The organism is Hymenobacter aranciens (genome assembly GCF_030580865.1).
Taxonomy (GTDB): Bacteria; Bacteroidota; Bacteroidia; order Cytophagales; family Hymenobacteraceae; genus Hymenobacter; species Hymenobacter aranciens.
This window is the reverse complement of record NZ_JAUQSY010000001.1, coordinates 322,950-346,351: the sequence shown is the minus strand read 5'-3', so window position 1 is coordinate 346,351 and position 23,402 is coordinate 322,950. Positions and strand designations below refer to the sequence as shown.

The following is a 23,402-nucleotide window of genomic DNA, read 5'->3' as shown; positions in this document are numbered from 1 at the left end:
CTTGCTCCACTGAATAAGCAAAACGGCCAGCCCCCACCGGGAGCTGGCCGTCAGCAATCCATACTGCGAACAGGAATTACCCCGCCGCCAGCGCCTCCGCGCCCCCCACGATTTCGAGAATCTCGGTCGTGATGGCCGCCTGACGCGTCCGGTTATAGGTCAATTTCAGGGCCTTCAACAATTCCCCGGCGTTGTCCGTGGCTTTGTCCATGGCCGTCATCCGCGCCCCGTGCTCCGAAGCGTTGCTTTCCAGCACCGCCTTGAAAAGCTGCACCTTGATAGACTGCGGAATGAGCGTCTGAATGATTTCTTCTTTGCTGGGCTCGAAGATGTAGTCCACGTTCGATTCCTTTACGTTGGCGGGCGCCTCGGCCGGCACCAGCGGCAGCAGCTGCTGGGCGCGGATAACCTGCGTCGCCACGTTCTTGAACTCGTTGTACACCACCACTACTTCGTCGTACAGCCCATCGCGGAAGCCTTCCATCGCGACCTCGGCCGCCGCCCGCACGGTATCGAACGACAGCTTGGCGAAGACGTGCGTGTAGTCGCCCACCCGCGTGAAGCCCCGGCCGCGGCCGTAGTAATCGTGCGCCTTCTTGCCAATGGCCATCACCGAGATGTTGGCGGCCGGCAGGTTGGCGTAGCGCTCCCGCACGGTAGCCGTCACGCCCTTGAACACGTTGGAGTTGAACGCGCCCGCCAGGCCCCGGTCCGAGGTCACGGCGATAATCAGCACCTTGCGCACTTCGCGCACGATGCCGTACTCGTTCTCCACATCCTCGTCCATCGAGCGCGTCAGGTTGCTCAGAATGCTGTTCAGGCGCTGCGCGTAGGGCCGCATCCGCACGATGGCGTCCTGGGCCCGCCGCAGCTTCGCCGCCGACACCATTTTCATGGCCTTGGTAATCTGCTGCGTGCTCGACACCGACTGAATGCGGCTGCGAACTTCTTTTAAGCTTGCCATTTTCTTTGAGTTAGGAGTTGAGAGTTATGAGTTATGAGTTTGGGTTTCGGTGCCCTGTCTGGACATCCTCAACTCATAACTCATAACTCATAACTCATAACTTTCAACCTACGCAGCAGCGTAGCTCGCCGTCAGGTCCTTGGCTACCTGGCGGATGGCGGCGATGCCGCTGTCTTCCAGCTTGCCGGCCTTGAGGGCCTTCAGCACATCGGGATGACGCGAGTTCATCACCTGGCCGAACTCCTTCTCGAACTCGCGCACCCGGTTCACCGGGATGCCGTCGAGCAGGCCGTTGGTGGCGGCGTAGATGATGGCTACCTGGTCCTCCACCTTCACGGGCGAGAACTGGGCCTGCTTCAGAATCTCCAGGTTGCGCCGGCCGCGCTCAATCGTGAGCTTGGTCGAGGCATCGAGGTCGGAGCCGAACTTGGCGAAGGCTTCCAGCTCGCGGAACTGGGCCTGGTCGAGCTTCAGCGTACCGGCCACCTTCTTCATCGACTTAATCTGGGCGTTGCCACCCACGCGGCTCACCGAGATGCCCACGTTGATGGCGGGCCGGATACCGGAGTTGAAAAGGTTGGTTTCGAGGAAAATCTGGCCGTCAGTAATCGAAATTACGTTGGTCGGAATGTACGCCGATACGTCGCCAGCCTGCGTCTCAATCAGCGGCAGCGCCGTGAGCGAGCCGCCACCTTTCACCAAATGCTTGATGCTGTCGGGCAAGTCGTTCATGTCGCGGGCGATGGAGTCCGAGGCATTGATTTTAGCGGCGCGCTCCAGCAGGCGGCTGTGCAGGTAGAATACGTCGCCGGGGTAAGCTTCGCGGCCCGGGGGGCGACGGAGCAGCAGCGACACCTCGCGGTACGCCACGGCCTGCTTCGACAAGTCATCATACACCACGAGGGCCGGGCGGCCCGTGTCGCGGAAGTACTCGCCGATGGCGGCCCCGGTGAAGGGGGCGTAGAACTGCATCGGGGCGGGGTCCGAGGCCGAAGCCGACACCACTACGGTGTAGTCCATGGCGCCGCCGCGCTGCAGCGAGTTCACCACCTGCGCTACCGTCGAGGCTTTCTGCCCGATGGCCACGTAGATGCAGAACACAGGCTCACCGCGCTCGAAGAACTCGCGCTGGTTCAGGATGGTATCGATAGCCACGGCCGACTTGCCGGTCTGGCGGTCACCGATAATCAGCTCGCGCTGGCCCCGGCCAATCGGAATCATGGCGTCAATCGACTTGATGCCAGTTTGCATCGGCTCGGTCACCGGCTGACGGTAGATTACGCCGGGCGCCTTGCGCTCCAGCGGCATCTCGTACACGTCGCCCGTGATGGGGCCGCGGCCGTCGATGGGCAGGCCCAGCGTGTTCACCACGCGGCCCACGATGCCCTCGCCCACCTTGATGGAGGCAATTTTGTTGGTGCGCTTCACCGTGGCACCTTCCTGGATGCCGCTGTAGTCGCCGAGCATTACGGCACCTACGTTGTCTTCTTCCAGGTTCAGTACCAGGGCTTGCAGCCCGTTTTCAAACTCAATCAGCTCGCCGGCCTGGGCCTTGCCCAGCCCGTAGATGCGGGCCACGCCGTCGCCGACTTGCAACACGGTGCCGACTTCTTCCAGCTCGGCTTCCGACTTAAAATTGGACAGTTGCTGCCGCAGGATTGCGGAAACTTCGTCCGGACGTACTTCTGCCATTTTGATGAGGAATAAAAGTGATGAGGAGGCTTGGGTGAGGAGGTAATTGGGTGGGGAATCCGGCTGGGCGCATTAAGCTGCTCAACCAGTTACCTCCTCACCTCGAATCACCCAGTTCACCTTATCCCAGTTGATTTTGAAATGTTTTGTCTTGCAGCGACGTGCGCAGCTTGCGCAGGCCGGTGCGAACCGAGTCGTCGATTTGCTGGTCGCCCACCCGCAGCACGAAGCCGCCGATGAGGTCCGGGTCTACTTTCTCGGTCAGCGTGACGTGCTCGAGGCCGCTCCGCTCCTTCACCAGCGCTTCCATACGGGCGCGCAGCTCGGGGGTGAGGGGCGCCGCGGAGGTCACTTCGGCTTTCTGAATTCCCTGCAGCAGGTTGTACTGAATGAGGAACTCGGGAGCCACGTGCTCCAGCACGCTTTCGCGGTTTTTCTGGGTCATGATGAGGAAGAAGCGCAGCGTCATGTCCGACACCTTGCCCTTGAACACCGCCTCCAGAATGGCCTGCTTTTTATCGTGCTTCACAATCGGGTTGCGCAGCAACAGGCGCAGGTCGCGGCTGCCGGCCACCGTGGTCGCCAGCAAATCCATGTCCTGCTTTACTTCAGCCAGCACGCCCTGCTCCCGGCCTAGGTCGAGGAGCGACTTGGCGTAGCGGGCCGCTACTCGTTGGTCAGCCATAGTTTTGGGTAATTGTCATGCTGACGAAGGAAGCATCTTTTCACGCTCGCTTCGTCGGGGTTAGTAACTCTGGCGAAAGCAGCCGTGAAAAGATGCTTCCTTCGTCAGCACGACAGTTAGTTCAGCTTTACGTCTTTCAAATACGAATCGACCAGCTGCTTTTGGGCGGCGGGGTCGCTGAGCTCGCGGCGCAGGATGCGCTCGGCAATGTCGAGCGAGAGCTGGGCGGCCGTGTTTTTCACTTCGGCCAGGGCAGCGTTTTTCTCGTTCTGGATGGCTTCACGGGCCTGGGTAATCATGCGGCCGCCTTCTTCGGTGGCGCGCGTTTTGGCGGTTTCGATGAGCTTCTCGGCCATGGTGCTGGCTTCCTTCATCATCTGGTCGCGCTCGCGGCGGGCATCGGCGAGGAGCTTCTCGTTGCCGGCTTTCAGGGCCTGCATCTCGAGCTTGGCCTCGTCGGCCATGCGCAGGGCGCCTTCGATGCTGTCTTCACGCTCTTTGAGTGAAAGCAGAATCGGTTTCCAGGCGAATTTCGCCAGCAGAAACAGCACCAGCAGGAAGATAACCAGTTGCCAGAAAATCAGGCCTAACTCGGGGGTTATAAGTTGCATGGTTGGGGAGTAATTGTCGGTTGGAGACGGTCAGCAAGCCTGACAATCAGAAAAGAAAAGCAGCCCGCCGCGCTACACGCCGAAGCGACGCGCAACGGGCTGCCCGATTCCAAACGCTTCTTACCCTTGCAGCTTGAAGGAAATCAGCAAGCAAACTACCACGGCGAACAGGCCCAGACCCTCGATGAGAGCGGCTACAATCAGCATGGCGGTTTGGATTTTGCCGGAAGCTTCCGGCTGACGGCCGATAGCCTCCATTGCGCTACCACCGATACGGCCGATGCCCAGACCAACGCCCAACGCCACCAGACCAGCACCAATGCCGGCGCCCATTACGGCCAGACCAGCAGCATTCACAACCTGCAACAACAAAGAGAGAAGCATAAAAAAAAGAAAAGATGGGAAAAAGAAAAAAACGAAAAGGGAGGCCGGCAACGCGCTGGCCAGTAATTAGAACTCGGGAAGATTAGTGGTGGGGAGCGTGCGCTACGTCGGCGCCGTCGCCGCCACCCATCTGGTAATCGGCATCGTGATGCTCCTCTACCGCGCCGCCGATGTACATGGCGGTGAGCAGCGTGAAGATGTAGGCCTGCAGAATCGAAACCAGCAGCTCCAGCACGTTGATGAACAAGCCGAAAGCCAGCGAAATGGGCGCCACGGCCGCGCTACGGAAGATGAAAATCAGGCTGATAAAGCTCAGAATAACGATGTGACCAGCGGTGATGTTGGCGAACAGACGAATCATGAGCGAGAATGGTTTCACCACAATACCAATCAGTTCCACTGGAATCATGATGGGCAGCAGGGCTACCGGCACGCCGGGCGTGGCGAAAATGTGGGCCCAGTAGTTCTTGTTGGAGCTGGCCAGGGTGATGATGAGCGTGAGCACCGCCATGGTGAGCGTGATGGCGATGTTGCCGGTCAGGTTAGCTGCGCCGGGCGTGAGGCCCAGCAGGTTATTGAACCAGATGAAGAAGAACACCGTGAGCAGATACGGCATGTAGCGCTCGTACTTCGGGCCGATGGATTTCTTGGCTACCTCGTCGCGAATGAAGACGATAAGCACCTCGAAAAACGACTGGATGCCTTTGGGGGCGCGGCCGTGGTTGGTCTTGTAGCCTTTGGCTACGATGGTGAATACCACCAGTAACAGTATGCTGCTGCCGAGCAGAGCAGCCACGTTTTTGGTGATGGAGAAGTCGTAGACGGGGCTGCCGTCGGTGGTCACCAGCTTTTCGTGGTGCAGCTTGAGGCCATCGTATTCTGCGCCTTCGGCTTCGCCGTGCTTGGGGGCGAGTTTCTCGCTCGAGAAGGTCGAAACGCCTTTGCCGGGGCGGTAGGCGATGATGGGCAGGTAGGAGGTGAAATGCCCGTTGTCGGTGCTAAACCAGTGCCACTCGTGCGAATCGCCGATGTGGTGCAAAATCATTTCGCCGGGGTTAAACGCCTCCTCTTTTGCGGGGATGCCGGCGTGCTCGCTCGCAAAAACGGGCAGCGTGAGAATACAGAATAGGACCGCTAGTAAACGCTTCATCAAAAGTTAATTAAGTCCCTAAAGAACGGATAAGTAGCTATTTTTCCGTTACTTGCTTTTTTGAAAACGGCCGCAAGTTAGTAAAAATAGCCCAAATTTCAAAACCAGCACTCACAAAGTACAAGGCAAAAAAGGCTCCGAGGAAGGTCCAGGTGCCGTGTCCTTCGTTGGCCCCGCCACGGTAAAAATGCACCAGCACGAGCACCAGCGACAGCAATAGGCGAAATACCATACTGCCGAAATAGGCCAGCATAAAATTGTCGGGCGAGGCGATGACCAGTTTGGCTGTAACCCAATAAGTGACGAAGGTGATGGCCGCCAGATACCCCAGAATGTAAAACGCCAGCGGATGCACCACGGCCGGACCGAACGCGGCCTGCAGGCCCGCCAGGATGGCGGCCAGGGCAAGGAAGCAGGCGGCAAACTGGGTAAAAAATTTCCCCATTACGATTCTTTGGTGAGCGAGCGGATGGTTTGGTAGAGGGCGGCGAACACGCCGAGGAGCATCAGCCCGATGGTAAACCACGGGGTTTTGGTGTGGTAATGGCCGTCGAGCCAGAGGCCCAGCCAGGTGCTGAGGCCGATAATGGCCAGCATCTGGAAGGCGATGCCCGAGTACTTCGCAAAGGTGCGAAGCCGGTCGGAGCCGGGGGGCGGAGAGTCGGGAGCGGCGGCCATTCAATCGTTTTTCGAAATGGGACAACAAAGCTACGGCAGGAACTTGGGCCGCGCATCGTCCGGAAAAACGTAATTTTACCGTTCAGGCTCCGTTAAGTGTCGGAGTTGGCGAACATTTCGGGGCCTTCCGGGCGTTTGCGGGCTACTGCACGGGTTTTATTACCGCTTTTGATTTTGACTCAGTCTTCGTTGAATTTTCGTTGGCCGGCGCTGCTGGCAGTGGTGGCGGGCCTGGGCTGGCTGCTCACCGGCTGCGCTTCGGACAAAAACCTGGTGGCGCACTCCTTCAACAACGTGGCGGCGCGCGACAACGGCTATTTCCTGGCCCGCGAGAAGCTGCGCGGTGTGGAAACCAAGCTCTACGCCACCCGCACCGACGACTATAACCAGACCCTGCCGCTGTTTCCGGTGCTCGACAGCGCGGCGGTGCGCGCCAACCGCACCGACCTCATCGACATTATTAAGAAGGCCTCGCTGCCCATTCAGCACCGCCCGGGCTCCGACTGGACCGACGACGCCTACCTGCTGGTGGGCTGGTCGCGCTACTACCAGATGCAGTTTGGCGACGCGGCCGTGACGTTTAAGTACGTCAATTCGACCAGCAAGGACCCCAATGCCAAGCACGAGTCGCTGATTGGCCTGATGCGGACCTTTGTGGCCTTGAAGGAGTTTGAGAATGCCAAGTCGGTATCGAACCTCTTGGACAAGGAGGAAGGCCTGGAGCGCAACGCCCGCGAGCTGTTTCTGACGCGGGCTGATTTTTTTATTCGCACCGGTGAGCCGGAGAAGGCTATTCCGAACCTGGAGAAGGCCATTCCGCTGATTGAGTTTAAGAACGAGCGGTCGCGCACACGCTTCATTCTGGCGCAGCTGTATCAGGACAAGGGCGAGAACAAGAAGGCCTACGAGCAGCTCAACCTTATCTTGGCGCGCAACCCGCCGTACGAGTTGGATTTTCAGAGCAAGCTGATGCTGGCGCAGGTATCGGATTTGAACCTGCAGGACCGGGCGCGGCTGGACAAGTACTTCGCGGCGCTGCTCAAGGACATCAAAAACAATGAGTACCGCGACAAAATCTACTATGAGATGGCGCGGCTCAACTACCGGGAGCAGAAATACGGTGAGGCGCTGAAGCTGCTGGGCCAGGCCGCCAAAGTGCCCTCGACCAGCAAGACGCAGAAGGGCTACACTTACCTGCTGGCCGGCCGCATCTACTACGAAAACCTGCAGAAATACCGCCTCGCGGCCGCTTACTACGACAGCACGGTGCAGTCCATGGCCAAGGAAATGCCGAATTACGACGCCATCAAGGAGCGGGCCGGCATTCTGAAGGATTTTGCCGCGCAGTACACCATCATCGAAACGCAGGACAGCTTGCAGGCGCTGGCCCAGCTGGCGCCCGAGGAGCTGACCACGCGCCTCAACACCTACGCCGACGCCGAAATAGCCCGCAAAAAAGCGGAGGCCGAGAAGAAAGCCAAGCAGGAAAAGCAGAAGGCCGACGCGGCTGAGTTTGCCGCCCGGCAGGCCAACAGCGGGCCGAACTCGCTGCCGGCGGGCCGCACTAGCAACGTAGACCTGGACAGCTTCGACCCTTTGGCCACGACCGGCGCGAAGTGGTATTTCGATAATCCCTCGGCGCTGGGCACGGCGCGGGCCGACTTTATCAAGAAGTGGGGCAACCGCAAGCTGGCCGATAACTGGCGGAACAACCGCCAGAGCAACAGCTCGCCCAATACTCAGCAGGGCGGCGGCGCGCCGCTCACCGTGACGGGCAACGACCAGAACTCAGTGACAGCCGGGGGGGGTGCCAATGACTCGACCAAAGCCAAAACTGTGGACCCCGAGGCCGAGCGCAAGGCGCTGGTGACGCAGTACCGCAAGGACATTCCCACCACGCCCGACCAACTCAAAACCTCCGACACGCAGGTGGAAGCCGCCATGTACGCGCTGGGCACCATTTACAAGGAGCAGTTGAAGGAGAAGGAAAAAGGCATCGAAACCTACGAGAAGCAGGTGCACCGCTACGTGCGCGGCAAAAATGCGCCGGAGGCCTACTACCTGCTCTACCTCTATTACAAAGACAAGCCCGACGCCGCCAAAATGGCCGAATACGCGGCCGCCCTGCAGCGCGAGTTCCCGGAAACGGTGTACGCCAAGCTCATTGCCGACCCGCTGTACCGCGAGCACGAGCGGGCCCTGGCGAAAGCCGTGGCTGCCCGGCTTGACGCGGCCTTTGAGCTGTATAAGGAGCAGAGCTTCACCAAGGCGAAAGAGTTGCTGGCGAAAACCGAGCAGGACTACCCCAAGCACGACCAGCAGGACCGGGTGGCCTACCTGAAAACCTTGCTCGTCATCCGCACCCAGCCGCCGATGACGGCCAAGGCTTCGGTGGAGCAGTTCTACAAAGACTACCCCAAGAGCCCGCTGGCGCCGCAGGCAATGGCCCTGGCCGCGACTTACAAAAACCAGGAAGCCGGCAAAATCACCGGCGCGCTGGCCTCGACGGAGAAGCCCAGCGTGTCGATGTTCCGCCCCGGCGAGGTGGATAACCGCATGCGGATTATGTACGGCGAGAATGAGTCGCCCTACCAGGCTATTCCGCCGGCGCCGACGCCCACGCCTACCCCGGCGCCCGAGGGCCCTAAGCCCGTGGAAGCCGGCAAGGATGCGGCCCCGCAGTCGCTGGCCCCGATGGGTTCGGCGGGCCCCATGCCGGCTTCGGCGATGCAGCCGGCCCCGGCGCCGGCCCCCGCTAATGGCCTGCAGCCAAGCCCAGCAGCTCCGGCGCCCGCGCCAGCTCCCACGGGCGCTACGCCCTCCCCGGCCGGCGCCGCTGCGGCCCCTATAACGGGCGCCACCACGGCTTCCTCCACGCCTACCGCACCCGCTACGGCCTACACCACGCAGCTCAGCGCGGCGCACGCGGTGGTGCTGGTGTTTCCGAAAGCCACGCCGGCCGCCGCCGATTTGGCCACGCAGCTGGGCACCTACAATGGCCGCTTTTTCAAAGCCAGCAACCTGCAGGTGCAACCCCAGCCGCTCGGCGCCGACAGCGACCTGCTCATCATTCGCCCGCTCACCGGCTCGAAGGTGGCGCAGGGCTATGCCACCAAGCTGCGCGGGCCGCAGTCGCCGCTGGCGCGCCTGCGTGGGCAGGGCTACCAGACGGTGGTGATTAGCCTGGAGAACCTGGCGCTGCTGCAGGCCAGCGGCGATTTGGCTGGGTATCAGGCGTTTTACCAGAAGGTGTATAAGTAAAAACCCAGAACGTCATCCTGAGGCGCAGCCGAAAGGACCTCGCCCGTGCCTCGTGCGGCAGTAATCAAAAGTTACTACCACAGAGAAGCGGGCGAGGTCCTTTCGCTGCGCTCAGGATGACGTTCTGTTTGCTGCCCTCAGTCCTAACTTTGTCAATTATTTCTGAATTCGCTGTTTATGTCTGCTCCCGTTCCTCCGCGTCCCAAAATCGTGTATAAGCCCCAGCGGCCGGGGCGGTTCACGGCCTTTGTGCGCACCATGTGGGTGCTGTTTGGCCTGGGCACGGTGACGCTGCTGCTGTACGTGCTGGCGGTGAGCGTCAACTTCATGAATCTTTTCGGCAAGATGCCGAACCTGAAAACGCTGGAGAACCCGCGCAGCGAGCTGGCTTCGGAAGTGTACTCGGCCGATGGCGTGCTGCTGGGCAAATACTTTCGCGAAAACCGGACTCCGGCCGACTTCAAAGACCTGCCCCAAAACCTTATTGACGCCCTCATTGCCACCGAGGATGTGCGCTTCGAAGAGCACTCGGGCGTCGATTTCAAGTCCATTATGCGGGCCGTGGCGGGGCTGGGGCGCAGCGGCGGCGGCTCGACGCTCACGCAGCAGGTGGCCAAAGTCTTGTTCAAAACCCGGCCGGGCGAAAGCAGCAACCTCAACGACGGCGCCCTCAACGGCGAGAACAAGCTCGGCCTGCTCATCACCAAAACCAAGGAGTGGATTCTGGCCATCCGGCTGGAGCGCAACTACACGAAGCGCGAGATTATCCGCATGTACTTTAACACCGTCGATTACGGCTCCAATGCTTTCGGCGTGAACACGGCGGCCCACACCTTCTTCAACAAGAAGCCCAAGGACCTGACGACGCCCGAGGCCGCCCTGCTGGTGGGCATCGTGAACGCGCCCTCCCGCTTCAGCCCCGTGGCGCACCCGCAGCGCTCGCGCCGCCGCCGCAACTGGGTGCTGCGCCAGATGAACAAGTACGGCTACGTGACGGCCGCCGAGCTGGCCGCCGACACGGCCAAGCCTATTACCCTGCACTACAACGTGGAGAACCAGACCAAGGGCCTGGCCCCCTACTTCCGCACCGAGCTGGCCAAAACCCTGCTCGGCTGGGCCAAGGAAACCGACCACGACCTCTACTCCGACGGCCTGAAAATCTACACCACCATCGACTCGCGCATGCAGAAGTACGCCGAGCAGGCCGTGGCCGAGCACCTCGCGCTCCAGCAGAAGTGGTTTTCGGCCCACTGGAAGGGCCAGCTGCCCTGGCGCGACGAGAAGGGCAAGGTCATCCCCGGCTTCCTGAACACGGCCATGAAGCGCACCCAGCGCTACAAGTCGCTCGTGAATCAGTACGACGGCAACATGGACTCGGTGAATTACTACCTGCGCAAGAAGTACCGTATGCCGGTATTTACCTGGCAGGGCGAGAAGGAGATGCTGATGTCGCCGATGGACTCGCTGGAGTACTACAAGCGCTACCTGCGCGCCGGCTTTATGGCCCTGAACCCGCTCAACGGTCAAATCAAAGCCTGGGTGGGCGGGCCGAATTACAAGTTCTTTAAGTTCGACCACGTGCGGCAGGGCAAGCGCCAGCCGGGCTCCACGTTCAAGCCCATCGTGTACACGGCGGCCATCGACCAGGGCTATTCGCCCTGCTTCCCGCGGCCCGACGTGGCTACCACCTTCCCGCCGGTGGCCGGCCGGGCGCCCTACACGCCCCAGAACTTCGAGGGCGGCTTCTCGGGCCGCACCTTCACGCTGCGGCAGGCCCTGGCCCGCTCCATGAACTCCATCACGGCCTGGCTGGTGATGAAGCTCACGCCCGAAACCATCGCCGGCTACGCCAAGCGTCTCGGCATCACCTCGCCCATTGACCCGGTGCCCTCCATGGGCTTCGGGGCGTCGGATTGCAGCATTTACGAGATGTGCTCGGCCTACGCCACCTTCGTCAACAAGGGCGTCTGGACCTCCCCCATCATGGTCACCCGCATCGAGGACAAGAACAGCAACGTCCTCCGCGAATTCGTGCCCCAAACCAAGGAAGTGCTGAGCGAGGAAACTGCTTACCTGATGACTTACATGCTGCAAGCCAGCACCACCGAGCGCGGCGGCACCAGCACCATCCTGCACACCGGCTTCAAATTCCCCTACGAAATCGGGGCCAAAACCGGCACCACTTCCAACTACTCCGACGCCTGGTTTATGGGCATCACCCCCGACCTGGTGTGCGGCATGTGGATTGGCGGCGAAGACCGCAGCATTCACTTCCGCACCGGCGCCTACGGCCAGGGGGCCCGCCTGGCGCTGCCGCTCTACGGCATCTTCATGCAGAAAGTGTACAAGGACAAGAGCATCGGCATCAGCACGGCGCCCTTCCCCAAGCCCACCGCCCCGCTCACCATCGAAACCGACTGCTCGAAGTACTACGGCGGCCAGCGCGACACCATCCCCTACGACCAGAAGATGGCCCCGGTGGAGCTGGGCGACCTGGACGACAAGGACATCTAGGCCGCCGGGGGTGCCCGCCGCTTCGCAACGGCCTGACGCCGTTTCGCTGGGTCTTGCCGCCGCTTCGTAGCTTCTTCCCGCCGTTTCGCAGGGGCTTAACGCCATTTCGCAGCCTCTTAACGCCGGCGGGAAGACCCTGCGAAATGGCGTTAAGAGGCTGCGAAATGGCGTCAGGCCGTTGCGAAGCGGCGTTAAGACCCTGCGAAACGGCCGCCGCTCCCGCCGTCCCGCACCTGATTATTCGAAAAGACCCGCCACTTTTGCGGGTCTTTTGGTGTTAAGAAAAACGCCCCACGCCCCGGCCCAACAACCCGCCGCCGGGCCGCGTACTCCCCGATATTCCCTCGCCCGCTATGGCCGCCAAACCCGAACTCCAGGCTCAAATCAGCGCCCTGCCCCACAAGCCCGGCATCTACAAGTATTTCGACGACGAGGGCATCATCTACGTGGGCAAGGCCATCGACCTGCGCAAGCGCGTATCGAGCTACTTCACCAAGCAGGACCACAACAAGAAAACCCAGCAGCTGGTCAAGAACATCAAGCGCCTGGAGTTTACGATTGTGGATAGCGAGTCCGACGCCTTTCTGCTCGAGAATAACCTCATCAAGCAGCACCAGCCCAAGTACAACATCCTGCTCAAGGACGGCAAAACCTACCCCTTCCTCTGCATCACCAACGAGCGTTTTCCGCGCCTCATCCCCACCCGCAACAAGATAAACGACGGCTCGCGCTACTACGGCCCCTACGCCAACGGCACCTCGCTCAACATCCTGCTTGAGCTTATCCGCGCCCTCTACCCCCTGCGCACCTGCAACTACAAACTGACCGAGGAAAACATCGAAGCCGGCAAGTTCCGGCCCTGCCTGGAGTTGCAAATCGGCAACTGCAACGCCCCCTGCATAGCCCGCGAAGACGAGGCCACTTACAATCAGTACATCCAGCAAATCCGCAACATCCTCGGCGGCGATTTGCGCATCCCCAAGCAGTACTTCCGGGAGAAGATGACGGCCGCCGCCCAAGGCATGCAGTACGAGCTGGCCCACCAGTTCAAGACGAAGCTCGACAAGCTCGAAGCCTTCCAGGCCAAGAGCACCATCGTCAACGCCAGCCTGACCAACATCGATGTCTTCGCCATCGCTTCGAACGAAAAAAGCGCCTTCGTGACCTATCTGAAGGTCATGAACGGCTCCATCATCCTCACCCAATCGGTAGAATTAACTAAGAAGCTGGACGAAGACGACGCCGAAATCCTCGCCCCACTGGTGATGCAGATGCGCCAGGAGTTCGAAAGCGAGTCGCGCGAAATCCTCACCAACGTGGCGCTGGAGCTGCCGCTGCCCGGCATCACCCTGGCCGTCCCCCAAATCGGCGACAAGCGCAAGCTGCTCGAATTAGCCCTCAAAAACGTGCTCTACGCCCGCAAGGAAAAGGAAAGCATGAACGAGCGCAGCAAGGACGTGAACGAGGTCCGCATCATGGAAACCATGAAAAAAGACCTCCGCCTGAAGGAGCTGCCCAAGCACATCGAGTGCTTCGATAACTCCAACTTCCAGGGCGACTTCCCGGTATCGGCCATGGTGTGCTTCCGCAACGCCCGCCCCAGCAAGAAAGACTACCGCCACTACCACGTCAAAACCGTGGTCGGGGCCAACGACTTCGACACGATGTACGAAGTCATCACGCGCCGCTACCGCCGCCTCGTCGATGAAGGCCAGAGCCTCCCGCAGCTGGTAATCGTAGACGGCGGCAAGGGCCAGCTCAGCATGGCCGTCAAGGCCCTGAAAGACCTCAACCTCTGGGGCCAGATTCCCATCGTCGGCATCGCCAAGCGCCTCGAAGAAATCTACGTCCCCAACGACCCCCTCCCCCTCTACATCGATAAAAAGAGCGAAACGCTACGCCTCATCCAGCGCATGCGCGACGAAGTCCACCGCTTCGGCATCACCTTCCACCGCAAAACCCGCGACGACGCCACGCTCAAAACCGAGCTCACCGACGTCAAAGGCCTCGGCCCCGTCACCGCCGACAAGCTGCTCAACAAATTCAAGTCGGTGAAAAAAATCCGCGAGCTCAGCGAGCAGGAGCTCATCGCCGAAATCGGCAAAGCCAAGACCAAGGTCCTGCAAGCCTACTTCGACTCGCAGACCCAAGCCGAAGCCTAACAAAAAAGCCCCCGCGAATCGCGAGGGCTTTTTCATTTCCAGTTCTCTCTGGCCACCTAAGTAATCTGCCTGAATCTGCGGTTTAGTAAGACCACAGGTTGTATTCGTACTCTACCAGGTCGGCGGCCGACTGCTGCGCCGCCAGCACGCCCTGCTGCTCGCTGCCATAGGTATCGGCCAGCCGCTCATTGCGCGGGTTCGAAATCTTGGTGATGTAGGAGTGAAACAGCCCCAGCTCAAACGCATCGGCCAGGTTCTTGTGCTGCGCATCATTCTGTGCATTAAACCACACCGCCACCTCCGGGTGCTGCCGGAACACCCGCACCAAATCGGCATACTTAAACGTGGCAATCGGCTTCTCAATCCCCGACTCGTTCCCCGGCGCCGCCGACGGCACAAACAACGTTAGGGTCTGAATGTCGTGCACCATGCGCGACTTCTTCTTATCGAACACCAACGCTTCCTTCAGCTCCAGCTGGTACAGGTCCTTGTAGCGGTACTCGTAGCTGCTGGCTTTGGGCTTCACCGGCCGGGCATTTGCCACCGTTTCGTACAGTATCTGCCCGCTGCGGTCGCGCATTGGCCGGCCCCGGCCATCCAGCCGCGGCTGCCGGCGGCTGGCCTGCTCCCAGTTGTCGCTGTCGTCGCTGGAGATGTCGGCATCAATTTCCGCCTGGCTCCGCCCATCGCCACCTTCCGCAAACGACATGTTTGCCACCACCTGCTTAATAGTAAAGGTGGACGTCAGCGAGTCGTTCTGATATGCCTGCAGCTCCCCGTGCTTCACCGCCTCTATCAGCACCCGGCTAATCTCCCGGCCCTGCGAAAACATCGGCTGGTTCTGCTTTTCCCGCAGGTCCATCATCCGCCAGATGCTCTTACGGAAAAGCTGGTCCGAGTTGGAAATGTTTTTCACGGAGCCAGTGCTGTTCACCGTGTAAGCGGTTTCGGCTCCCGGCTGCGCCGTGGCCGCCAGTGCGAAAAGAACTCCTGCACTAAGGGCAGCGAAAGAATGAATTGGGCGCATGGTGTGGGGGATTAAGTGATGTGTTGGTAACGGCAGCCTCCCGCCGTTAGTATCCCGATGCCCCCCCACTGCTTTCTGCACATCAACTGCGAAAAAAAATCTATCCTGCCAAGCGCTAAACAAAAAAAGGCCCCTGGCATAACGCCAGGGGCCTTTCTAATCTTAATCTAAGCTACTACAGCCTTAGAACGACCACAGGTTGTATTCATACTCCACGAGGTCGGAAGCAGTCTGCTGAGCGGCCAGAATGCCGTCACGCTCGGTGCCGTACACATCCGACAGCATGCTGTCGCCGGGGTTCGACACTTTCGTGATGTACGAGTTGAACAGCCACAGCTCAAACGCATCGGCCAGGTTCTTGTGCTGCGCATCGTTCTGCGCGTTGAACCAGATGGCGTTTTGCGGATTGTTGCGGAACACCTTCACCAGGTCGCTGTACTTGAACGTCGCAATCGGCGATTCAATCCCCGATACGTTGCCCGGAGCAGCCGACGGCACGTGCAGCGTGATGGTTTTGATGTCGTGATACATTCTCGACCGTTTCTTGTCGAAAATCATATCCTCCTTCAGCTCGATTTCATACAAGTCCTTGTAGCGGTACTCGTAGTTAGGCTTCGGCTTGGCAGCGGCGGGCGGCGGGGTCACGGCTACCGTTTCGTAGATGGCCCGGCCCTTTTTGTCTTTCATTGGCTTGCCAGCGGCATCCAGTTTCTGACGACGCTCCGTCTTAGGGGCGGCCTTTTTAGCACCAGCCGGGGTCCCCCAGTCATCACCACCTCCCATATCGTCAGCCGAAAAGCCGGCTGCCTTTTCTTCCTCGCTCAGTTCGTTGCCTTTGTCGGCATACGACATGCGGCCCGAAACCTCCTGCGGCGTGTAGGTTGACGTCAGCGAATCGCCTTTGTAGGCCTGCAGTTCACCGCGCTTCACAGCTTCGATGATTACCCGGCTGATTTCCTTGCCTTCCGAGAACATCGGTTTGTTCTGCTTTTCACGCAGGTCAATCTGACGCCAGATGGTCTTGCGGAACATCTGGTCGGAAGTCGGGATAGGACGGTTCGAGCCATTGCTGCTCGCCGTAGTGGCTTGTTCCTGGGCCGAGGCCGACAGCGAAAGCGTCAGTCCCGCCGTCAGAGCAGCCAAAATGTGAGAGGATTTCATAACTGATAAGCTAAAGAAGGGGGTTGTAATTCGACAGTGATAGACTCGAAGTTACAGCAGCGGAATGTTGAAGTTTTTCGAAACGTTCACGTTCTCCACGTTGCCTTGGAAGTTCTGGCGTTGCACCTCTTTCACTTCAACGTAGATACGGTCACCTTCGCGGTAGTTATTCACGATGTCGGTGTTGTCAACATTCGGGCCCGAAACGGTTTTGGGCGACAAGGCCGGACGACGACCACGCACCAGCGTCACTTCGTAGCGCGATACCCGGTAGCGGGCATCATCCGGCAGGAAGGTAGCGAAGCCAGCATCCGGAACGGCTTTCAGCGTCATGTTGCGCACAGCGGTACCAGGAGTACCCTGCTTCTCGTTAACCTGACGGCCACCTACCCAGCACTGAATGTCGGGCTTGGGAATCGGACGAACCTGGAACGTCTGCGAACCGATGGCATTGCCAGCGCTGCTTACGTTCAGCGTTACCTCTTTCGAGTTCGGAATCAGCGTTACGTCACCCACTTTGGCACCAGCCATCACCGTAGCCCCCGAAGCCGAGAAGCTAGGCTTGTACTGAGCACCCAATGCAGGCACCGATACGTTCAGCTTGTTGCCGCACTTGAAGTACAATGCCTGCACCGAAGCCGACTGAATCTGCATTACCGGCTTGGTGATGGTGTAAGGCACTTTCACGGTGAAAGTAGTGTCGCGACCACCTTGGTTGAAGCGGATAGTACCCGTCCACGAAGCCTTGGCATTGCCATCTTTATCGAAGCCGCCGGGACGAGCCGTGAACTCAACTTTACCTTTACCATCGGGCGATACCGACAAGGGGCCGCCGTTCAGGGTCATTTTTGGGTTGAGACCCGAGGCCGAAGCCGTTAGGAACAATTCAGCTTTGTACTTAGTACCAGCGGCTACAGTATTCGATTCAGCCGAGGCAAAGGCCGAGATTTTGTCGAACTTCACTGTCTGAGCACCTACTTTGGCAGCCTGAATTTGGAGAGCCTCAGCTTCGTATTTCAGCACTTCGGTTTCCTTCTCCGATAGCGTGGCAAGGGCTGCTACCAGCGGGGTGCTTTCAAAGTTCAGCTCGGCAAAGTCTTTGCTCTTCTGTTCTTTGGTATGCTGGTCCTTAGCGTTCAGAATACGCTTATCCTCTTTGCCGTCCAGTGCCAGCGGAACTACACTGGGCACGTATTTCTGAATGAATGTTGAGTACTCATTCAGTTTAGCTTTCAGCGGGTAGCCAAGGCCGTTCTTCTTAGTACCGCCAATCATGGTATTAGCCACCTCGCCGTCAGCGTTGATGTCTTTGTATTCGGTAGCACCTTTAGGGTTCTTGGTTGCTACCACCAGCTTGTCACGAACATCACGCAGGTAAGCAATCATTTCCTTGGTTTTAGCCCGGATTTGCTCGCTTTCCTTCAGGATTGCCTGGTCTTTTACCTGGTTTTTGTTGTCGATTACGGCCTTCTCAATGCTCTTGATGGTGCCGTTAGCTGCCACGTCCGTTTTGCCGTTAATTTCCAGCAGACCGTCGTCAATGAACTTAAATTTCAGCATTACTGCCGATTGTACCTGGAGCGCAAGCAGAGCGGTTAGCACGAGATACATCATGCCAATCATCTTCTGCCGCGGGGTTTCTTTTCCGCCTGCCATTTATAGGTTTCCTTAAGTAAGGGTGGAAGGAATGTTTGGGCTGCCCGGCAATTAAGCCGAAGCGCTGGTACGCATGGCGTTCAGCATGTTGCCGTACACGCGGTTGAGCGAAGTCAGGTTACCGGTCAGGTCGGTTACTTGCTTCTGGAAGTTTTCGGTTTCTTTGCCAGCTTGGGTCATGTTCTCCATGGCTTTGCCGAGGGTACCGTAGAACTGGTTCATCGACTTCAGGTGGGTGTTGGCATCCTGGAGCTCCATTTCGTACACTGCATTCAGAGCGCCCAGGTTTTTGGTCACGTTCTGCACTTGCAGGTGGTACTCTTTGGCATCCGAGGTAGCGTTCGACATAGCGGTGATGGCCTCTACCGTGTTCGAGTAAGCTTTGTTGATGCCGTCGAGCGATTGGGCAGCAGCGCGTACTTTCTTGGTGTATTCGTCGGTTACGTTGGTAGCCTCGCCCAGCTGCGACAGCTGCGAAGTGGTAGTGCTCAGGCGGTTCAGGCCCTGGCCCAGCGAGGTAATGGATTCCGGCGTGATGTTAGCATTCTTCATCATGTCGTCGAGCTTGGTGGTCAGACCTTTGCCCGTGTTTTTTTCGGCAGGGGTAGCACCACCTTCGTAGCCTTCGCTCAGCTCGGGATACACCAGCGACCAGTCAACCTCGGTCGGGTTGGGCTGGAATGCGCTCAGGAAGAAGATAACAGCCTCGGTGCCCAGACCCACGATGAGCATGGTGTCGGCACCATCCAAGTGAAGAATTTTGAATAGAGCACCAATGATAACTACTGCAGCGCCGATGCCATAGATTTTGGGCATCACCGAGTCATAGAAGAAGTTGGATTTAGCGGCCATGGGGGGTTAAAAGAAGAGAAGGTTGAAGAAGGTGTGTGAAAGAATGAGGAGGGTTGGAAGCGGGTTAAAGCTTGGGTGTGTTATCAGGGATTAGTTCAGCGAACTGTTGGTGCCCATGCCGATTTGAATCATCGAGCAGCGGAACCCGATGTAGGAACGCGACGAGTCCTGGTATTCAAAGTTGCGGGCGCCGGTTTCGAGGAAATACGCGATATCTTTCCACGAACCGCCACGCACTACTTTGCGGGGCTCATTGTCGTCGGGGTTGGTGGGGTTCAAGTCCCATACCACCGGCACCGAAGCTTCCATGTAAGCATCATCGCACCACTCGGCTACGTTGCCGGCCATATCATACAGGCCAAAGTCGTTCGGGAAGAACGAGCCCACTTCTGAGGTGTAGGCGAAGCCGTCGCTGGCGTAGTCGCCGCGGCCGGGCTTGAAGTTACCCAGCATGCAGCCTTTGCTGTTGCGCAGGTAAGGACCACCCCAGGGGTAGGTAGCCAGGTTGCGGCCACCGCGGGCGGCGTATTCCCACTCAGCCTCGGAGGGCAGACGGAAGTTCGGCATCGCCGCGTAGCCAATCTCTTCATTGGCCTGGTTTTTATTTTTCGTGCGCCAGTTGCAGAAATACTTCGCCGCAAACCAGTCGACACCTACCACGGGGTATTCGTCGAATGCGGGGTGCGTGTAGTAATACTCCAGCAGCGGGTCACCCATGTGGTAAGTGAAGTCGCGCACCCATACCGTAGTGTCAGGGTATAGTTCAGTCATCACGTACTCTTCGCCGAGCACGTCGATGGAGTCTTGTTTGATAGCCTCGACGAACTGACGGTATTCGTTGTTGGTGATTTCGGTTTCGTCCATGTAGAAGCCGGCGATAGTCACCTGCTTGTTCATGTTTACCATCGAGGCCGAAATGTCTTGGTCGGTTTGGCCCATGTGGAACGTACCACCGGGGCAGGGCACCATCCCATAGGGTACTTCTTGCGGATTGAACACCGGGCGGTCTTCTGCACCTACAAGGTCCCCACTGGGGCTCTTGCTGGCGCAGCTACCCAATAGAGCCCCGCTAAGGGCGAAGAGAGATAGTGCTAGAAGCTTGTTCATGGGAGAGGTTAATTGTCTGTTTAATGGCCGATGCGGCGATAGCGCATTTGTATGGGCTGGCAAATCTACACTTTTTTGCGTTGTCATGCAATAGCTTGGGGGGGCGCTTTTCGGTCAAAAAAGCTTCTTTGCTCGGCGGACGTCGTTATATACCCGGCCAACTTTACTCTTAGGAGTAAGTAGTCGGTGGGCGACGACCCGCCAAAACCCAATTTTTACGCCGTGACGCGGCCTAACAAAATATAGAAGCGCTTAGAAGCTGTAACGGGGAGTACGGATAGCGGGGCGGAAGACGTTAATCTTCGGCATGCGATAGGTGAGCATAATTTCGTGCGAGCTGAGGGCACGAGCATCCTGGTTGAACGCTACAAAGTCGAAGGCGTAGCCGAGGCGGAATGCATTGTCTTTAGCGAAGCTGGCACCCAGCAGACCGGAGAAGGATTCTTCGTAGCGGTAGTTGAGGCCGGCCCAGAACCGGTCGTTGAATGTGGCGCGAACGCCGCCTTCGTAAGAATAGTTTTTGGAGTTGTCAAATTTGCCGCCGTCGCTGAATTTGCCGGGCAGCACGGTTTTCACGAGCACGTTTGGCGTTACTACAACGGAAGACGAGGCTTCGATATTGTATCCGGCGGTGAAGTAAGCGTGGTTTTCGCTCAGGTATTTGCTGCTAGCAGCGCTCACAACGCTCTGGAAGGAGTATTCCGAGCGAAGCAAGTTGTTCATACTCACGCCAGCATAGAACTTCGGCGACTCGTACCAGAGACCGGCACCGGCATCAAATTTCTGGTCGCTGCCGTCATTAGGCACGTTAGAATCGTTGGGGTCGATGGCCCGGTAGGTACCCTTGCTCAGGCGCGTAAACGAGCCCTGCAAGCCAATGCCCAACTTACCGCTGCCCAGTTTAACGTGTTGCGAGTACGACAGCGCGGCGTTCGTCATTTTCGATACACCCACCTGGTCGTAGAACACGGCCAAGCCCAGGCCGCCAAATACGCCGTTGCTGTTGGCAAGGGGCATGGAGGCGGTGATTACACCCGTGCGGGGCGAACCACCGTCGTCAAGCGTACCGTTGTAGTTGAAATATTGGTAGCGGCCAATCAGGCTGATTTCGCCACGGTCCTTAATACCAGCGTAAGCTGGGTTCAAGTACATTCCATTGAGGCCGTAGTGAGTGAACTGGGGCTGTTGCTGGGCGAGGGCCGAGCCAGCCGCTACAGACAGCAGCATGGTCGCAAGTAGTGTTCCTTTCATAAGGGCTAAGGTGGTTGGAAAATAGGGTGGAGAGGGGGGTGGTTGCAAGAATAGCTTCCAAATGTAGTGGAAAAACAGCTTCCAAAAAATTCGGGGCTAAAAAAACGGCGAGGAATTCCGTTGATTTGGTTCCCCGCCGCTTGGCGAATTTAGGCGTTTTGCTTGTCCGAAGCAGGTTCGGCCTTGCCCACATCGGGCGCCTGGTGGCGGCGAATGTAGGCCTCGATGGCCCCGGTCATGGAGGGCGCGTTGGGCATTGGGGCCTCGATATCGAGGATGAGACCGGCGTCGATGACGGCCTTAGCGGTAGTGGGGCCGAAGGCGGCTATTCGGGTGCCATCCTGCGTAAAATCAGGGAAGTTGATGAACAGCGAGCTGATGCCGGACGGGCTGAAGAAGGCCAGAATGTCGTACTTCACGTCGGACAAATCGGACAGGTCGGCGGCGACTGTGCGGTAGATGACGGCCTCGGAAAACTTCAGGTTGTTGGCTCGCATGAATACCGGTAGGTCATCCTTGCGAATGTCGGAGCAGGGGTAGAGAAATTTTTCTCCCTTGTGCTTCTTGATGACGTCGAATAAATCGGCGGCCGTGCGCTCGCCCACGAAGAGCTTGCGCTTGCGGAGCACGATGTATTTCTGCAGGTAGTTGGCGGTTTGCTCCGAGATGCAGAAGTACTTCATCTCGGCGGGCATCTCGAGCTTGGCTTCCTGGCAAATGCGAAAGAAGTGGTCGACGGCATTGCGGCTGGTGAAAATCACCGCCGTGTACTCGAGGATGTTAATTTTCTCGCGCCGGAAGTCTTTGTAAGACACCGGTTGCACCTCAATAAACTCCCGAAAATCAACCTTGATGCCATACTTTTCGGCAATCGAAAAGTAGGGGGAAACGTCGTTGGCGGGCTTGGGCTGGGTAACCAGAATGCTGCGGATGGGCTTGGCGTGCCGGCCTGTTCCCGGCTTATCTGCACTTTCGGCCATACAGGATGAAAAAGGGTAACGCTAGAAACGTATAGAGGAGACGAATTTGATACTGCGGACCGCCGGAATTGCGGGAGCTAATCAGTACGTAAAAACAATAAGCCGAAGTAGAACCAGTAAGGGCAGGACTTCAGTAGCGCAAAGATAGGCAAACAAATGCAGATTGAATAAGGAAGCATAGTGGTGCAGGGTGCGCCCCACCCGCAGCACGGTAATGACGAGCAGCCCAGCGATGACGGCACTGGCGGCGCCGTTGATAACGCCGGGCAGCCGGTCGTTGAACACAATGTATAGCAGCAGGATAACCGGCAGCAGCAGCCCCGCCAGCAGCGTAGTGCGCAGGAACTCGCGGTATTGTACGTTGACCAGCTCCTGCACGTCGAAAATGTAGGCCAGCAGTTCCAGGAAAAGATATTTACCCAGCACGAAGGCGGCGATGATGCCGGTGTAGAGCAGCACCCGCGCCGCAATAGCGGACTCCGGCACGTTGATAAACCGGCGCAGCAGGGGCAGGTTTTGCAAGTCGGTGTGGATGGCGGTAAGGAGCAGGGCGGCCGACAGGGCGAAGAGCAGCACCAGCAGCAGGTTGAGCAGCGTGAAGGCGGGCTTGACCAAGAAGCTCTGCTGGTCGCTGCCGGTGCTAAATAATTCTTCGACCTGGAAGATGCGCGCCATGCCCGACTGGTAGGTGGAGCGTACGCCGCCGTAGAGCAGCCCCAGTACCAGCAGGAAGCCCAGAAAAATGCTTTCGCCCTGCGGGCCGGGCAGCCGGGGCTGCGCCCAGGTGGATTTAATGACGCTGCCACCAGCGGCAGCGGGCGGCGCGGTTACTGACGAAAACGACGATAGCGCCGGGGAGCCTTCGGGCTGCCAAACGCCGAGCAGGTGCGAGCCGGCCTTCATTTGGGCGGGCAGCAGACGGCTCAGGTCAAGGGAGTGGGCAGAGGCTGAGGTGGCGGTGAATATCAGCTGATTGTCAAGAAACAAGCTGAGGCCGGGGCGCGCCGTGAAGGAAATCACGAACGGCTGCTGGGGACGCAGGCGCACCCACTGGTAGTACGCGTGGGCGGGCTGGTGGTAGCCGGGTAGGTAGAGAATGAGCCGGTTGCGGGCCGCATCGTGGATGAGCCACTCGGCGGTGAGGCCGGTGGGCGGCACGGGCGGCAGCTGCTGGTACTCGGCAGCGTACAGAGCAGCGGGGCGCAGCAGCAGCCAGAGGCTGCCAGCCAGAAGAAGCAAGGTGCGCAGCTGGCCCGGTAACGACATA

Annotated in this window: 19 protein-coding genes; 3 read left to right on the top strand and 16 right to left on the bottom strand. The window is 58.7% G+C overall.

Translation table 11 applies throughout. The annotated features are described in order from the left end of the window. Positions 1-76: 76 nt before the first annotated feature. The 8 genes from atpG to Q5H93_RS01335 form a co-directional block, all read right to left on the bottom strand. Entirely contained in the window at positions 77-964 is an 888-nt protein-coding gene (gene atpG, locus Q5H93_RS01370; RefSeq protein WP_305004677.1) for an ATP synthase F1 subunit gamma, read from the bottom strand. Between the two features lie 108 nt (positions 965-1,072). Next, on the bottom strand, positions 1,073-2,656 hold the full coding sequence (gene atpA, locus Q5H93_RS01365; protein WP_305004676.1) for a F0F1 ATP synthase subunit alpha: 1,584 nt from the start codon (positions 2,654-2,656) through the stop codon (positions 1,073-1,075). A gap of 121 nt (positions 2,657-2,777) precedes the next feature. Next, a complete protein-coding gene (gene atpH, locus Q5H93_RS01360) occupies positions 2,778-3,341 on the bottom strand; it encodes an ATP synthase F1 subunit delta (protein WP_305004675.1) in 564 nt (187 codons plus the stop codon). Between the two features lie 116 nt (positions 3,342-3,457). Then, the gene (locus Q5H93_RS01355) at positions 3,458-3,952 is read right to left on the bottom strand and encodes a F0F1 ATP synthase subunit B (protein ID WP_305004674.1); all 495 of its coding nucleotides are present in this window, start codon (positions 3,950-3,952) and stop codon (positions 3,458-3,460) included. A 120-nt stretch (positions 3,953-4,072) separates the two neighbouring features. Next, positions 4,073-4,336, bottom strand: coding sequence for an ATP synthase F0 subunit C (gene atpE, locus Q5H93_RS01350; RefSeq protein WP_305004673.1), 264 nt, complete (start codon positions 4,334-4,336; stop codon positions 4,073-4,075). A gap of 82 nt (positions 4,337-4,418) precedes the next feature. Further along, positions 4,419-5,486: a F0F1 ATP synthase subunit A gene (gene atpB, locus Q5H93_RS01345; protein WP_305004672.1), complete on the bottom strand. Its 1,068-nt coding sequence runs from the start codon at positions 5,484-5,486 to the stop codon at positions 4,419-4,421. Between the two features lie 37 nt (positions 5,487-5,523). Continuing rightward, entirely contained in the window at positions 5,524-6,012 is a 489-nt protein-coding gene (locus Q5H93_RS01340) for a hypothetical protein (RefSeq protein WP_305004671.1), read from the bottom strand. Next, on the bottom strand, positions 5,931-6,164 hold the full coding sequence (locus Q5H93_RS01335) for an AtpZ/AtpI family protein (RefSeq protein ID WP_305004670.1): 234 nt from the start codon (positions 6,162-6,164) through the stop codon (positions 5,931-5,933). The genes Q5H93_RS01340 and Q5H93_RS01335 overlap by 82 nt, the downstream gene beginning before the upstream one ends. 189 nt (positions 6,165-6,353) lie before the next feature. Here Q5H93_RS01335 and porW point away from each other — a divergent pair, with 189 nt between their 5' ends. The 3 genes from porW to uvrC all read left to right on the top strand — a co-directional run bounded on the left by porW (position 6,354) and on the right by uvrC (position 14,101). Next, complete coding sequence (porW, locus tag Q5H93_RS01330; protein ID WP_305004669.1) at positions 6,354-9,425, top strand: type IX secretion system periplasmic lipoprotein PorW/SprE; 3,072 nt, start codon at positions 6,354-6,356, stop codon at positions 9,423-9,425. Positions 9,426-9,602: 177 nt separating this feature from the next. Next, positions 9,603-11,939, top strand: a complete 2,337-nt coding sequence (locus Q5H93_RS01325; RefSeq protein ID WP_369810974.1) for a penicillin-binding protein 1A — start codon at positions 9,603-9,605, stop codon at positions 11,937-11,939. 353 nt (positions 11,940-12,292) lie between these two features. Then, a complete protein-coding gene (gene uvrC, locus Q5H93_RS01320) occupies positions 12,293-14,101 on the top strand; it encodes an excinuclease ABC subunit UvrC (RefSeq protein ID WP_305004668.1) in 1,809 nt (602 codons plus the stop codon). An 82-nt stretch (positions 14,102-14,183) separates the two neighbouring features. On the opposite strand, the gene porN (Q5H93_RS01315) is transcribed toward uvrC, so the two are convergent. The 8 genes from porN (Q5H93_RS01315) to Q5H93_RS01280 all read right to left on the bottom strand — a co-directional run bounded on the left by porN (Q5H93_RS01315) (position 14,184) and on the right by Q5H93_RS01280 (position 23,401). Continuing rightward, positions 14,184-15,128: a type IX secretion system ring subunit PorN/GldN gene (gene porN, locus Q5H93_RS01315; RefSeq protein ID WP_305004667.1), complete on the bottom strand. Its 945-nt coding sequence runs from the start codon at positions 15,126-15,128 to the stop codon at positions 14,184-14,186. Positions 15,129-15,311: 183 nt separating this feature from the next. Next, positions 15,312-16,289, bottom strand: coding sequence for a type IX secretion system ring subunit PorN/GldN (gene porN, locus Q5H93_RS01310; protein WP_305004666.1), 978 nt, complete (start codon positions 16,287-16,289; stop codon positions 15,312-15,314). 51 nt (positions 16,290-16,340) lie between these two features. Further along, positions 16,341-17,945, bottom strand: a complete 1,605-nt coding sequence (porM, locus tag Q5H93_RS01305) for a type IX secretion system motor protein PorM/GldM (RefSeq protein ID WP_305004665.1) — start codon at positions 17,943-17,945, stop codon at positions 16,341-16,343. Between the two features lie 51 nt (positions 17,946-17,996). Further along, complete coding sequence (porL, locus tag Q5H93_RS01300) at positions 17,997-18,797, bottom strand: type IX secretion system motor protein PorL/GldL (protein WP_305004664.1); 801 nt, start codon at positions 18,795-18,797, stop codon at positions 17,997-17,999. A gap of 90 nt (positions 18,798-18,887) precedes the next feature. Beyond that, positions 18,888-19,904, bottom strand: coding sequence for a T9SS ring complex lipoprotein PorK/GldK (gene porK, locus Q5H93_RS01295; RefSeq protein WP_305004663.1), 1,017 nt, complete (start codon positions 19,902-19,904; stop codon positions 18,888-18,890). 252 nt (positions 19,905-20,156) lie between these two features. Beyond that, entirely contained in the window at positions 20,157-21,155 is a 999-nt protein-coding gene (locus Q5H93_RS01290) for a PorP/SprF family type IX secretion system membrane protein (protein WP_305004662.1), read from the bottom strand. Positions 21,156-21,304: 149 nt separating this feature from the next. After that, on the bottom strand, positions 21,305-22,135 hold the full coding sequence (locus Q5H93_RS01285; protein ID WP_305004661.1) for a uroporphyrinogen-III synthase: 831 nt from the start codon (positions 22,133-22,135) through the stop codon (positions 21,305-21,307). An 81-nt stretch (positions 22,136-22,216) separates the two neighbouring features. Further along, positions 22,217-23,401, bottom strand: a complete 1,185-nt coding sequence (locus Q5H93_RS01280; protein WP_305004660.1) for a DUF4271 domain-containing protein — start codon at positions 23,399-23,401, stop codon at positions 22,217-22,219. Position 23,402 lies beyond the last annotated feature (1 nt).